Source organism: Frigoribacterium sp. 9N, assembly GCF_902506305.1.
Taxonomy (GTDB): domain Bacteria; phylum Actinomycetota; class Actinomycetes; order Actinomycetales; family Microbacteriaceae; genus Frigoribacterium.
The window spans coordinates 910,901-924,505 of sequence record NZ_LR733392.1; the positions used below are offsets into that span (position 1 = coordinate 910,901).

A 13,605-nucleotide genomic window follows, 5' to 3' on the forward strand; every position below is an offset into this window, starting at 1 on the left:
CCGGCGGCCCTCGTGGCCGACGCCCCCGCCCTTCCCGTGATGATCATGCTCTCGGGGCAACCGGCCGAACCGAGTTCGGTGATCACGGCCGGCCACCTCGTCGAGACCTTGAACGCCTTCGCGGCGAAGAACCACGGGCTCGCGCCGATCGTCGTCGTGCCCGACCAGCTGAGCGCCGACGCCCACAACCCGATGTGCGTCGACGGCGCCCTGGGCAACAGCGCCACGTACATCACCACCGATGTGGTCGACTACATGACGAGTCACTTCCACGTCGCCACCGGGCCGCGGGCATGGGAGATCGGTGGGTTCTCGCAGGGGGGCACCTGCTCGATCCAGTTCGCGTCGGCACGGCCCGACCTGTTCTCGACCTTCATCGACGTGTCGGGTGAGCTCGGCCCCTCGATCGGCGACGAGAAGACCACGATCGACCAGGGGTTCGCCGGGAACCGAGCGGCCTACGAGGCGGCCCAACCGCAGGCGATCATGGCCGCGCACGGGCCCTACGCGGACACCGCGGCGTTCTTCGCCGTCGGTGCCACGGACGGTCGGTACGGCCAGATCATGACCGCGAACTCGGCGGCCGCGGCGAAGGCCGGCATGACGGTGACGCGCTACGTCTCCCCGGGCAGCGGGCACGACTGGACGACCGCGACGAACGGCTTCGCCCACGGCATCGGACAGTTCTACCCGCGCCTCGGCCTGAGCGCGACGGTGCAGACACCGTGAGCGGCGAGCTGGCCGGAGCCGACGCCGGTGCCGGGGCCGACGCCGGTGCCGGGGCCGACGCCGGTGCCGGGGCCGACGCCGGTGCCGGAGCCGACGCCGGCGCACCGACGGTGCCGACGGCCTCCACGACGGCACCCCCCGGTCCGGCATCCCACGAGCCCGATCCCCACGAGCCGGGGCGTGCGCGCCGGTTCGTGGACGGCGTCGCGACCCACGTGGTGGCGTTCGTCGACGGCCGTCCCGTCAGTCTCGCCCTCGCGCTGCTGCTCGTCGTGCTCGCGCTCGCCTCGGGCAGCGTGACGCATGCGCCGAGCGAGCGCCTGCGCGACCTCGTCGGAGCGGGTCTCGACCCCTTCGAGGACCGCACCTCATGGCTGCTCGTCGTCGGCTCGGTGTTCTTCGCCGGCAGTCCTGCGCAGCTCGTCCTGGCCGTGGTCGGCGTGCTCGTCCTCGTGGGCACCGCCGAGCGTCGCATGGGCTGGTCCCGCACGGTGGCCGCCTACCTCGTGACGGCCGTCGTCGCGACCGGGGTCGGCGTGGCGGTGCAGGCCCTGGGGCAGGCGATCGGCGAGACCTGGGCCCTCGAGGTGGCGGCCGAGTCCACCCTCCACCCGCTCACCCCCGCCCTCGGAACGATCATGACCGCCAGCGCGTTCTCCGGACCCCTCTGGCGACGGCGCATCCGGCTGGTCGGATTCTCGTGCGTGTTCGCCTTCGTGCTCTACGACGGGCACCCGTCCGGTCTCTACGCGCTGATCGGCGCCCTCGTCGGGCTCGCGTTCGGGGTGGTGCTGACCGGTCGCCCCGCCGAACGCGGCTGGTCGCGCAGTTCGCACCACGAGGTACGCCGCCTCGCGTCGACCATCGTCGCGGTGACCGCGCTGGGTCCCGTCCTGACCCTCCTCACCCGCAGCCCGATCGGGGCCCTCTCGCCCCTCGGCATGCTGTTCCGCGACGTCCTCCCCGGGCGGTCGCTCTCGGCCGCGTGCGCGGCCGCGGGACAGGGCGCACCGGATCGGCACGCGCCTCCGATCGGAGCCTGCGCGCGCGCCGCGGCCCTCGCCGGCATCGACACCGTCCCGACGGTCCTGCTGAGCCTGCTGCCGCTGGCCGTGCTGCTGCTCTGCGCCTGGTACCTGCGGCGGGGTCGTCGCCTCGCCCTCGACGTGGCCGTCGCGGTCAACGGGCTCCTCGCCCTCTTCGCCGGTCTGTACTACGTGGTGCTGCCCGTCACGACCGATCCGGTGGTCGACCAGCCCCGACACGTGGTCGAGAGGGTGGTGCTCGCCGGGCTGGCGGTCGCCGTGCCGGCCGCGGTGGCCCTCGGACTGTTCCTCCTGCGCCGTCATTTCGGCGTCGGTGCCGAGGGGACGCGACGACCGCGGTTCGCGCTCGCCGTCGTGCTGTCGGGTCTGGTGCTGGCGGTGACGTTCGCCGTCGTCGGGTGGCTGGGGCGCGCCTCCTTCGTCCCGACGATCGAACCGTGGACGTTGCTGCTGGACGTGCCCGAACGCTTCGTGCCGGTCGGGTTCGTCGGGCTCACCCGCATCGGACCGGTGCCGGACGGCGGGCTCGTCCGGGCCGCCTTCGAGTGGGTGGGGCCGGTCTGGTGGCTCGTCGTCCTGGTCGGGCTCGGGGTGGGCGCGACCCGGCCGGGGGACGTCCGTCCCGACGCGGCGCGCACCCAGGTGCGCGACATCGTCCACCGCGGGACCCCCGGCACGCTGTCGCACATGGCCCTCTGGGAGGGCAACCGGTACTGGTTCACGGAGGACGGCCTCGCCGCGGTCGCCTATCGCGTCGTCGCAGGCATCGCGATCACCACGGGCGAGCCGCTCTGCGCGGCCGACCGGCTCCGCGAGGTGACCCGCGAGTTCGCCCGGTGGTGCGACGACCAGGGCCTCACCCCGGTCTTCTACAGCGTGCGCGGCGAGCTCTCGCCCGTCTACGACGAGATGGGGTGGGCGACGCTGCCCGTCGGCGAGGAGACGGTGCTGCACCCGGCCACCTTCGCGATGACGGGCAAGAAGTGGCAGGACGTCCGGTCGAGCATCAACCGTGCGACGAAGAACGGCGTCCGGGCCGAATGGACCCGGTACGCCGACCTCCGTCCCGCCGTCGCCCGTCAGATCGGTGAGATCAGCGAGCAGTGGGTCGCCGAGAAGGACCTGCCCGAGATGGGCTTCACCCTCGGTGGCGTCGACGAGTTGCGCGACCCCGACGTGGCGCTGATGCTCGCCCTCGACGAGGACGACTCGGTCCAGGCCGTGACGAGCTGGTTGCCCTCGTGGCGCGACGGGGTCGTCGTCGGCTGGACGCTCGACTTCATGCGGCGTCGGCCGGACAGCATGAACGGCGTCATGGAGTTCGTCATCGCCTCGTCGGCCCTGGCGATGAAGGAGCAGGGCGTCGAGTTCCTGAGCCTGTCGGCGGCGCCGCTGGCGACCGGTGCGCCGTCCGACGGGCCGTCGACGCAGACGGAGCGCGTGCTCGCCTTCCTCGGGCGCGTGCTGGAGCCGGCCTACGGGTTCCGCACCCTGCTGGCGTTCAAGAAGAAGTTCCAGCCCGACTTCGTCCCGCTCGTCATGGCGTTCCCCGATCCGGTGCAGCTCCCGGCCATCGGCACGGCACTCGGCCGCGCCTACCTGCCCGACCTCTCGGTCGGGGCCGTCGTGCGGCTCGTCCGCACGGTGGTCTGATCGGGCGGGGGAGCCGAGGAGGCGCGGTGCCGGTCCGCGACGACCCGCGCCTCCTCGGTCGGTGCTAGCCTCGTCACGTGTTCACCGGCCTGCTCCTCCTTAGCTGCCGCGGCGAGTCCTGACCCAGGCCCCCCTCGTCGCGGAGTTCGTCGTCGGCCGACACCCCCGCGAAGAGCAGCCCCTCGAGGGCGAGAGAGACCACAGGACATGAAGAACGCACAGCAGCCGTCGGCCATGCCGATCCACAAGTACCGGCCTTTCCACGAGCAGATCGCCGTCGACCTGCCCGACCGCACCTGGCCGTCCCAGCGCATCACCGAGGCACCCCGCTGGTGCGCCGTCGATCTGCGCGACGGCAACCAGGCGCTGATCGACCCGATGAGCCCGGAGCGCAAGCGCATCATGTTCGACCTGCTGGTCGGCATGGGCTACAAAGAGATCGAGGTCGGCTTCCCGAGCGCCTCGCAGACCGACTTCGACTTCGTCCGCAGCCTCATCGACGAGGGGGCCATCCCCGACGACGTCACGATCCAGGTGCTGACCCAGGCGCGCGAGCACCTGATCGCCCGCACCTACGAGTCGATCGCCGGCGCCAAGCAGGCCATCGTCCACCTGTACAACTCGACGAGCGTGCTGCAACGGGACGTCGTGTTCCGCACCGACCGGCAGGGCATCGTCGACATCGCCCTCGAGGGCGTCCGCCTGTGCCTCGAGGCCGAGAAGACCATCCCCGAGACGGCCGTGTTCTACGAGTACTCGCCCGAGAGCTACACCGGCACCGAGCTCGACTTCGCGCTCGACATCTGCAACCAGGTGATCGAGGCCTTCGACGCGACGCCCTCGCGACCGGTGATCGTCAACCTGCCGGCGACCGTCGAGATGGCGACCCCCAACGTCTACGCCGACTCGATCGAGTGGATGCACCGTCACCTGGCCCGTCGCGACAGCGTCATCCTGTCGCTGCACCCGCACAACGACCGGGGCACCGGCATCGCGGCCGCCGAGCTGGGCTACCTGGCCGGCGCCGACCGCATCGAGGGCTGCCTCTTCGGCAACGGCGAGCGCACGGGCAACGTCGACCTCGTCGCGCTGGGCATCAACCTGTTCACCCAGGGCATCGACCCGCAGATCGACTTCAGCGACCTCGACATGGTCAAGCGCACCGCCGAGCACTGCAACCAGTTGCCCGTGCACGAGCGCAGCCCCTGGGCCGGCGATCTCGTCTACACGGCGTTCTCCGGTTCGCACCAGGACGCCATCAAGAAGGGTTTCGAGGCCATGGCCGCGACCGCGGCGTCGCGCGGGGTCGACGTCGACGCGCTCGAGTGGGCGGTGCCGTACCTGCCGGTCGACCCCAAAGACCTGGGGCGCAGCTACGAGGCGGTCATCCGCGTCAACTCGCAGTCGGGCAAGGGCGGTGTGGCCTACCTGCTGAAGGCCGACCATGCCATCGACCTGCCGCGCAAGCTGCAGATCGAGTTCAGCGGCGTCGTGCAGTCGCGTACCGACCAGGAGGGGGGCGAGATGACGAGCGCCCACATCTGGTCGATCTTCCAGGACGAGTACCTCCCCGCCGACGAGGCCGACGACAAGTGGGGTCGCTTCGAGTTGACCCGGACGAGCACCGCGAGCGACATGTCGGGCGAGACCGTCCTCGACGTCGACCTGCGGGTCGGCGAGACGGTCGAGTCGACGTCGGCCCGGGGCACGGGGCCCATCGCGGCGTTCATCGCCGTCCTCGCCGAGCAGGGCGTCCAGGTCAAGCTCTACGACTACGTCGAGCACACCCTCAGCGCCTCGGGCGACGCCCAGGCTGCGGCCTACGTCGAGCTCGACGTCGACGGCACGCGGCTCTGGGGAGTCGGCATCGACGCCGACATCTCGACGGCGTCGCTCAAGGCCATCGTCTCGGCGGTGAACCGCGCCATCCGCACGACGACCGACGTGCGCGAGCTCGCGTCGGTCTGACCGTCCCGTCCCGTCCCGCCCAGACTCGACCCGCCCCCGGTGCCCTCGCGGTGCCGGGGGCGTCGTCGTGCCGGCTGTCTCGCGCCTGCGGTCGTCGGCAACTCCTGCCTCGTGTAGCGCGCAGGCGCCGATGTGCGGCGTGTCCGGGTGTGCTGGCGCAGGGGGCAGGAGTTCCCGACGGGTGCGGGCAACTCCTGCCCGGTGCCGCGCGAGGGCGCGGCTGTGCGGCGTGTGGGGCTGTGCTGGCGCAGGGGGCAGGAGTTCCCGACGGGTGCGGGCAACTCCTGCCTGGTGTCGCGCGCGGGTGCGGGGGTGCGGCGTGTCGGGGTGAGCTGGCGCAAGGGGCAGGAGTTGGCGACGGGGTGCAGCCCGGGCCCGACGAGGGGCGCCGGATCCGACGAGGGGCGAGCGGCCGGGCGACGGGCCCGGGCGCCGAGACGGCAGCCGGACTCAGCGCGGACGACGCCAGCGGGGCAGCCGGCTGAGGGCGCGCTGCTCGGGCAGGGTCCAGCCGAACCGTACCGCCAGCATGCGGATGACCAGGGTGATCGACGTGCCCGCGATCGCGGAGACGGCCACGGGTGCGCCGAGCGTCACGGCCACGACCAGCACGACGGTGCCGCCGGCCGCCGCCACGGCGTAGAGCGATCCCACGTGCATCATCGCGATGGTGAGGTTCATCAGCAGGTCGCGGAGCACCGAGCCGCCGACGGCCGCGATGACCCCGACGAACACGGCCGGGATCTCGGGCAGTCCGAGCGAGAGCGCCTTTGTCGACCCGATCGCGCCGAGCAGGCCGATGGTCAGCGCGTCGAGCACGGTGATGACCCCGGCCAGCCGGGTGAACACGCGCTGGAGCGCCATGCCGACGATCGCCGCGGCGACGGCGACGAGCAGGTACCAGTTGCTCGACATGGCGCGCGGCACCTCGCCGAGCAGCACGTCGCGCAGCACGCCGCCGCCGAGCCCGGTGGCGATGCCGATGATGGCGATGCCGAGCAGGTCGAGACGGCGGTCCTTGTACTCCGACGCGAACATCGCCCCCTGAAGGCTGCCGATGCCGACGGCGAGGAGGTCCACCCACAGGGGTACGGCGAAGGCTGTGGCGTGCACCTGACGTTTGTACCACGCGTGCGATGCTTGGTCGGTGCCCGTCTACCGTGATGAATGCGTCGTGTTGCGCACCCACAAGCTGGGTGAGGCCGACCGCATCCTCACGATGCTCAGCCGCAACCACGGCAAGATCCGGGCCGTGGCCAAGGGCGTCCGACGCACGGCGTCGAAGTTCGGTGCGCGCCTCGAGCCGATGATGGTCGCCGACCTGCAGCTCTACGAGGGTCGCTCGCTCGACATCGTGCAGCAGGCCGAGTCGCTCGGCTCGTACGGTGCCGTGATCGCGGCCGACTACGAGAGCTACACGGCCGGCAGCGTGATGGTCGAGACGGCCGACAAGCTGACCGAGGCCGAGGCGGGTCTGCAGCAGTACCTCCTGCTCGTCGGGGCCCTCCGCTCGCTCGCGCGGCACGAGCACGCGCCCCAGCTCACGCTCGACTCGTACCTCTTGCGTGCGCTCAGCATCGCGGGCTGGTCGCCGAGCTTCGGCGACTGCGCCGTGACCGGTGCCCCCGGGCCGCACTCGGCCTTCGTCGTCCAGCTCGGTGGCGTGGTGGCCGACTCGCACGCGCCTCCCGGCGCTCCGCGCTTGACGCAGGAGGCGCTGGCCTTGTTGGGCGCGCTGCTCACGGGGGACTGGGACCACGCCGAGGACGCACCCGACGCGACCCGCAACCAGGCGAGCGGCGTCGTCGCCGCCTACACGCAGTGGCACCTCGAACGGGGACTGCGATCGCTGCAGCACGTCGACCGGGTGCCCGGAAGAGAGAGACCGTGAAGAAGACCCACCGCGACGCCGCCGACTTCCGCCCCCTCGACTGGACCGGCGTCCACCCGCCCGAGATGCCGCGGGGCGCCGTGCCCGAGCACGTCGCGATCGTGATGGACGGCAACGGCCGTTGGGCGAACGGGCGCGGGCTCACCCGTGTCGAGGGCCACAAGGCCGGCGAGATGTCGCTGCTCGACGTGGTCGCCGGGGCGATCCAGATCGGCGTGAAGCACCTCAGCGTGTACGCGTTCTCGACCGAGAACTGGAAGCGCTCGCCCGACGAGGTGCGCTTCCTGATGGGCTTCAACCGTGACGTGCTGCACCGACGTCGCGACCAGCTGAACGCTTGGGGCGTGCGGGTCCGCTGGGCCGGGCGCAAGCCGCGGCTGTGGGGGTCGGTGATCAGGGAACTGCAGTTCGCCGAAGAGCTGACCCAGGGCAACGACGTCCTGACGTTGACGATGTGCGTCAACTACGGCGGGCGGACCGAGATCGCCGACGCGGTGCGCTCGATCGCCGACGACGTCGCCGCCGGTCGGCTCAAGCCCTCGGCCGTCGGCGAGAAGCTGATCCAGAAGCGGCTGTACGCTCCCGAACTGCCCGACGTCGACCTCTTCGTGCGCAGCTCGGGCGAGCAGCGCACGAGCAACTTCATGCTCTGGCAGTCCGCCTACGCCGAGATGGTGTTCCTCGACCGGCTGTGGCCGGACTTCACCCGGACCGACCTCTGGCAGGCCGTCGAGACCTACGCCTCGCGCACCCGTCGTTTCGGGGGAGCGGTGGACGCCCCCGGTCCGGCCTGACCGGACGCCCGTCAGAACTGGATGTTGGCGCCCAGGAAGATCCGCTCGGCCGGCCACAGGAACTGCAGGGTCAGCGGTCCGTCGCTCGCCCGGTGGAACCAGGCGTTGGCGAAGACGGTCGACTCGCCCGGCAGCAGGTACCAGTTCGCGCTGTCGGCGGGGAACTTCGACTCGAGCGAGGTCTCGTAGCCCAGCTGGGTCAACAGATCCTGCCCGGCGAAGACGTCCTGCGTGGCGAGGTCGTTGCCGTACGACGAGTAGTCGGCGCTCAGGTCGGTCAGGTCGAGCCGACGCTGCGAGTTGTTCGTCAGCACGTAGGCCGTGACCTCGACGTCGGTGCCCGCGGGGTAGGGGTCGGTGCCGTCGGGGCGCGCGTAGATCGAGGGCGCCGAGGTCGTCAGCTCGCCGACGCCGTAGACGTAGATGGTGAGGTCCTTGTAGTTGACCTGGCCGAGCAGCGTGCCCCCGGGGGCGAGGGCGTCGGGCTGCGACCCCGTGCCGCCGCCGGTGCCGGGAGCCCCGGTGACCTGGGGCTGCGGCGCGCCGGTGGTTCCCGGGCCGGGGGTCGACGCCGATCCGCCCGCACCGGCCGGGGTGAGGTCGTCGAGGCTCGGGAAGCAGCCGGTCAGCCCGACGAGGGCCAGCACCGAGACGGCGATGCCGACGGTCAGTCTTGTGCGCACGACCTGCACCTCTCCTGGTTCGTCGGGCCAGCCTAACCCGGCGCCGTGGACGGCTCGCCCCGTGGCACCGGCACGAGGCCCAGCGCGTCGCCGTCCACCTGCTCGAAGGCGTCGAGGACCGCCCGCACGCTCGGCACCCGGTCGCCGCCACGCCCGTGGACCACGTGCACGACGCGGGCGAGGCCGTCGTCGAGTTCCACCACCCGCACCCCGCGAGGCACGGCGGCGGACACGAGCGAGAGCCCCGGGAGCAGGGCGACGCCGAGGCCCGCCGCGACGAGGCCGAGCACGGCCAGGGCGTTGTCGGTCTCGAGCACGATCTCGGGCTCGAACCCGGACGCGGCGCAGGTCGCGAGCAGGTGGCCCCGGCAGCGGGGGCATCCGCCGATCCACCTCTCGTGCGCGAGGCCGCCGAAGTCGTCGCCTCGCGTGAACGGGTGGGCAGACGGCACGGCGAGCACCGTGCGGTCGACGAAGGAGGCGCGGTGCAGCAGACCGTCGAGGTCGCGTTCGCCCCCGGGGTCGCCCCCGTGACGGAAGGTGACCGCGACGTCCGCCGAGCCGTCGCGCAGTCGTGCCAGCGCCTCCGGGGGTTCCGCCTCGACGTAGTCGACCGTGAGGCCCGGATGCCGGTCGCGCAGGCGCGAGAGCACGTCGGGGACGATCGTCGACGACGCGCTGGGGAACCCGGCCAGGGTGACGTGGCCCGTGGCGACGCCGCCCAGGTCGTCGAGGTCCTGCCGCGCGGCGTCGAGGGCCGCCTGCACGTGGACGGCGTGCGCGGCGAGCCTGTGCCCGGCCTCGGTGAGGGCGACGCCGCGCCCGGCGCGGAGCACGAGCGGTTGCCCGACCTGGCGTTCGGCTCGACGCAACTGCTGGCTGACGGCGGGTTGGCTGTAGCCGAGCAAGGCGGCCGCCGCCGTGATGGTGCCGGTGTCGGCCACGGCACGGACGACGCGCAAGGACGCGAGGTCGAGGTCGTCGGGCACGGACGAATCATAAGCCGCGGTGATGATCGGCCTCAGACACTGGTGGTTGTCCTCCGGTCTCGACGGGGGGAGCCTGAGGACATGACCGCGCCCCGACCTGACCTCTTCGCCCCCGCACCGGGCTACCTCGCCGCCTGCACCATGGGCCTGCCGATGCGGTCCACGGTCGAGGCGTCGCGCGCCGACCTCGACCGGTGGTCGTCCGGTCGGGCCGGCCCGGCCGCCTACGGCGCCGTCGTCGAGGAGGCGCGCGCGGCGTTCGCGCGGCTGGCCCGGGTCGGCGTCGACCGCGTGGCCATCGCGTCGCAGACGTCGGCGATGGTCGCCGTCATCGCGGCCTCGGTCCCGGACGGCGCCGAGGTGCTGGTGCCCACGGGCGACTTCAGCTCGATCGTCTACCCCTTCGTGGTGCAGGAGGCGCGGGGCGTCCGGGTGCGGAGCGTCCCGCTGGCCGAGCTGGCCGGCTCCGTCGGGCCCGGCACGCACCTCGTGGCCTGGTCGGCCGTCCAGTCCGCCACCGGCGAGGTCGCCGACGACGCCGCCATCGTCGCCGCGGCGGCCCGACACGGGGCGTTGACGCTGTGCGACCTCACGCAGGCGGCCGGCGTGCGGCCCGTCGACGCCTCGCGGTACGACGCCAGCGTCACGCACGCCTACAAGTGGTTGTGCTGCCCGCGAGGGGTGGCGTTCCTCACCGTGGGGGAGCGGCTGCAGGAGGCCATGGTCCCGGCCCAGGCCGGCTGGTACGCGGGCGACGACGTGTGGGCCTCGTGTTACGGCCCCGACATGAGCCTCGCCACGGACGCGCGGGCCTTCGACGTGTCGCCCGCCTGGCAGGCCTGGGCCGGGGCGCTGCCCGCGCTCACGACGTTCGCCGCGCTCGACCCCGACGAGACCTGGGCGCACGCCGCCGGGACGGGCGACGCGCTCTGCTCGCGGCTCGGGATCGAGGCGCAGGGCCGCGCGATCGTGACCTGGGCCGATCCCGACGGACGCGACCAGCGCCTCCTCGGCGACGCCGGTCTCGTGGTCTCGGGGCGCGCCGGTCGCGTCCGCGTGGCGTTCCACCTCTGGAACGACGAGAGCGACGTCGAGGCCGTCGCCGTCGCGCTCGGCCGGTGACGCACCGCCGGTAGAGTTGCCGGGTACCTCGACCGACCGGGCACCCAGCTCGGGCCTCAACTCATCGGAGCATCACACGTGGCAGCACCCAACCGTCTCGATTCCGTCATCGCCCTGGCCAAGCGCCGCGGCTTCGTCTTCCAGTCGGGAGAGATCTACGGCGGTTCGCGCTCGGCCTGGGACTACGGGCCCCTCGGCGTCGCCCTGAAGGAGAACATCAAGCGTCAGTGGTGGCAGACCATGGTGCAGGGCCGCGACGACGTCGTCGGCCTCGACTCGGCGGTCATCCTGCCGCGCCAGGTGTGGGAGGCCTCCGGGCACGTCGAGGTCTTCAGCGACCCGCTGGTCGAGTCGCTGCACACCCACAAGCGCTACCGCGCCGACCACCTGCTCGAGGCGTACGAGGCCAAGCACGGCCACCCGCCCGAGAACGGCCTGGCCGACGTCCGCGACCCCGACACGGGCCAGCCCGGCTCGTGGACCGAACCGCAGAACTTCTCCGGTCTGCTCAAGACCTTCCTCGGCCCGGTCGACAACGAGCAGGGCATGGCGTACCTGCGACCCGAGACCGCGCAGGGCATCTTCACCAACTTCGACAACATCCTGCAGTCGTCGCGCATCAAGCCGCCGTTCGGCATCGGCCAGATCGGCAAGAGCTTCCGCAACGAGATCACGCCCGGCAACTTCATCTTCCGCACGCGCGAGTTCGAGCAGATGGAGATGGAGTTCTTCGTCGAGCCCGGCAGCGACGAAGAGTGGCACCAGTACTGGATCGACCAGCGGTTCCAGTGGTACGTCGACCTCGGCATCGACCCCGAGAACCTGCGCCTCTACGAGCACGCGGCCGAGAAGCTCTCGCACTACTCCAAGCGCACCGTCGACATCGAGTACCGCTTCCGGTTCGCCGGCGGCGAGTTCGGCGAGCTCGAGGGCATCGCGAACCGCACCGACTACGACCTCAAGACCCATGCCGCCGCCTCGGGCAAAGACCTGACCTACTTCGACCAGGCCAAGAACGAGCGCTGGACCCCCTACGTCATCGAGCCCGCGGCCGGTCTCACCCGCTCGCTCATGGCGTTCCTCGTCGACGCCTACACCGAGGACGAGGCACCGAACGCCAAGGGTGGCGTCGACAAGCGCACCGTGCTGAAGCTCGACCGTCGCCTGGCACCGATCAAGGTGGCCGTGCTGCCGCTCAGCCGCAACGAGCAGCTGTCGCCGATGGCCCGCGGGCTCGCCGCCGACCTCCGCAAGTACTGGAACATCGACTTCGACGACGCGGGCGCCATCGGCCGTCGCTACCGCCGCCAGGACGAGATCGGCACGCCGTTCTGCGTCACGGTCGACTTCGACTCGCTCGAGGACGACGCCGTGACCGTGCGCGAGCGCGACACCATGGCCCAGCAGCGCATCCCCCTGGCCGGGCTGCGCGCCTACCTGGCCGAGCAGCTGCTCGGCGCGTAGCCGCCGGGGCGCCTCGCGCCCGCCCCTCCGCGACGGGCCCCGGTCGTGCACGCGTTGCACGACGGGGGCCCGTCTGTCGTCGGCAACTCCTGCCTCCCGCCGCGACCCGCGCCGCCCACGCGGCGTGTCGCTGGCCCACGAGGCACGGGGCAGGAGTTGCCGTCGCCCGAGTCGCAGTCCCCGCGACGAGGTCTCGGCCCCAGGGGAGCCACGCGCGGCCACCGTCCCCAAGCCGCCCTCGGCCGCCCCGGGAGAGGGGCACCGCTCGGCACGCTGTCGGGCATGACCACGATCGCCGAACTCGTCTCCGATGCCGGTGGCCTGCTGCACAAGCGTGACCTGGTCGCGCTGGGTGCCACGGACCGCCACCTGACCGTCGCCGTGCGCGCCCGCACGGTCCGTCGTCCCCGACGTGGCTGGTACTCGACGTGGCCGCCCGACGACCCGAGGTTCGTCGCCGTCGCCGTGGGTGGCCGGCTCACGGGGGCAGCTGCCCTGCACCAACTCGGTGCCTGGTCGTGGCGACGCCCGCGGATCACGGTCTCGGTACCCGAGACCGCCTCCCGCCTCCGCCGTCGACGGGGCGTCCGGGTGGTCTGGGACCCCGTCGCTCTGGGAGCCCGAGGCTCGACCTGGATGGTGGACCCACGTGACGCCCTCGCCCGCGCGGTCGTCGAGGCGGCATCGCTCGAGGACGCGGTGATCCTGGTCGACTGGGCCCGCAGCATGGGCCTCGTCGGCGACGACGAGGACGCCGCCGAGGTCCTCGCCCGGAAGCGTGCCGATGCCGTGGGCCTGGTGGCCTGGAGCGACGGGGGAGCACAGAGCATCCTCGAGTCGGCGGCCGGGACGCGGCTCCGGTTGGCCGGGCACCACGTCGTGCGGCAGGTGCCCGTCGGCACCACGGGCAAGGTCCTCGACATGCTCGTCGACGGCATCGTCGGTCTCGAGACCGACGGTCGCGAGCACCACGAGAGGCGGTTCGACCAGGACCGCCTCAAGGACGCCGACATCGCTCTGGACGGGCTCGTCCCGTTCCGCGCGGGGACGATCATGGTGCGTGACCTGTGGGCTCGCACCTCGGCCGCGATCGACGCCCTGGTGGCCACGGCGGGTGGCCCCACGCCCAGGTCACGTGTCGGCAACTCCTGCACGCCCCGGGTGCTCGGCCCCCGAGGCCGCAGGAACTGGCGGCTCGCCGTACTCGGGCAGCGCACGAGGCAGGAGTTGCCGACAGGGGAGGAGCCGGAGGGGGCGCCTGAGGGG

The 13,605-nt window shown here is 72.2% G+C and carries 11 protein-coding genes; 8 read left to right on the forward strand and 3 right to left on the reverse strand.

Annotated elements, in window-relative coordinates; all coding sequences use genetic code 11:
* The 3 genes from ARTHRO9V_RS07335 to leuA all read left to right on the forward strand — a co-directional run.
* A partial coding sequence (locus ARTHRO9V_RS07335) for an esterase family protein (RefSeq protein ID WP_236556962.1) occupies positions 1-729 on the forward strand: 729 nt, incomplete at its 5' end.
* Complete coding sequence (locus tag ARTHRO9V_RS07340; protein ID WP_201298923.1) at positions 726-3,428, forward strand: bifunctional lysylphosphatidylglycerol flippase/synthetase MprF; 2,703 nt, start codon at positions 726-728, stop codon at positions 3,426-3,428. The genes ARTHRO9V_RS07335 and ARTHRO9V_RS07340, both read left to right, overlap by 4 nt.
* A gap of 207 nt (positions 3,429-3,635) precedes the next feature.
* A complete protein-coding gene (leuA, locus tag ARTHRO9V_RS07345) occupies positions 3,636-5,396 on the forward strand; it encodes a 2-isopropylmalate synthase (protein WP_159826433.1) in 1,761 nt (586 codons plus the stop codon).
* Between the two features lie 450 nt (positions 5,397-5,846).
* Here the strand turns inward: leuA and ARTHRO9V_RS07350 are convergent, their stop codons facing one another.
* Positions 5,847-6,509, reverse strand: a complete 663-nt coding sequence (locus tag ARTHRO9V_RS07350) for a trimeric intracellular cation channel family protein (protein ID WP_056045653.1) — start codon at positions 6,507-6,509, stop codon at positions 5,847-5,849.
* 34 nt (positions 6,510-6,543) lie between these two features.
* Here ARTHRO9V_RS07350 and recO point away from each other — a divergent pair, with 34 nt between their 5' ends.
* Together recO and ARTHRO9V_RS07360 are read left to right on the forward strand one after the other, a co-directional pair.
* The gene (recO, locus tag ARTHRO9V_RS07355) at positions 6,544-7,287 is read left to right on the forward strand and encodes a DNA repair protein RecO (protein ID WP_123570177.1); all 744 of its coding nucleotides are present in this window, start codon (positions 6,544-6,546) and stop codon (positions 7,285-7,287) included.
* Entirely contained in the window at positions 7,284-8,081 is a 798-nt protein-coding gene (locus tag ARTHRO9V_RS07360) for an isoprenyl transferase (protein ID WP_236556963.1), read from the forward strand. The genes recO and ARTHRO9V_RS07360 overlap by 4 nt, the downstream gene beginning before the upstream one ends.
* 11 nt (positions 8,082-8,092) lie before the next feature.
* Here ARTHRO9V_RS07360 and ARTHRO9V_RS07365 read toward each other — a convergent pair whose 3' ends face one another.
* Both ARTHRO9V_RS07365 and ARTHRO9V_RS07370 read right to left on the reverse strand, forming a co-directional pair.
* Positions 8,093-8,764: a hypothetical protein gene (locus ARTHRO9V_RS07365; RefSeq protein WP_159826435.1), complete on the reverse strand. Its 672-nt coding sequence runs from the start codon at positions 8,762-8,764 to the stop codon at positions 8,093-8,095.
* 32 nt (positions 8,765-8,796) lie between these two features.
* Positions 8,797-9,753 (reverse strand): LysR family transcriptional regulator, encoded by a 957-nt coding sequence (locus ARTHRO9V_RS07370; protein ID WP_233568330.1) that lies wholly within the window; start codon positions 9,751-9,753, stop codon positions 8,797-8,799.
* A gap of 81 nt (positions 9,754-9,834) precedes the next feature.
* Here ARTHRO9V_RS07370 and ARTHRO9V_RS07375 point away from each other — a divergent pair, with 81 nt between their 5' ends.
* The 3 genes from ARTHRO9V_RS07375 to ARTHRO9V_RS07385 form a co-directional block, all read left to right on the forward strand.
* Entirely contained in the window at positions 9,835-10,875 is a 1,041-nt protein-coding gene (locus tag ARTHRO9V_RS07375) for an aminotransferase class V-fold PLP-dependent enzyme (RefSeq protein ID WP_159826437.1), read from the forward strand.
* 78 nt (positions 10,876-10,953) lie between these two features.
* Positions 10,954-12,339 carry a glycine--tRNA ligase gene (locus tag ARTHRO9V_RS07380; RefSeq protein WP_056045637.1) on the forward strand — a complete coding sequence of 462 codons (1,386 nt, stop codon included), beginning with the start codon at positions 10,954-10,956 and terminating at the stop codon, positions 12,337-12,339.
* 282 nt (positions 12,340-12,621) lie between these two features.
* A partial coding sequence (locus ARTHRO9V_RS07385; protein ID WP_159826439.1) for a hypothetical protein occupies positions 12,622-13,605 on the forward strand: 984 nt, incomplete at its 3' end.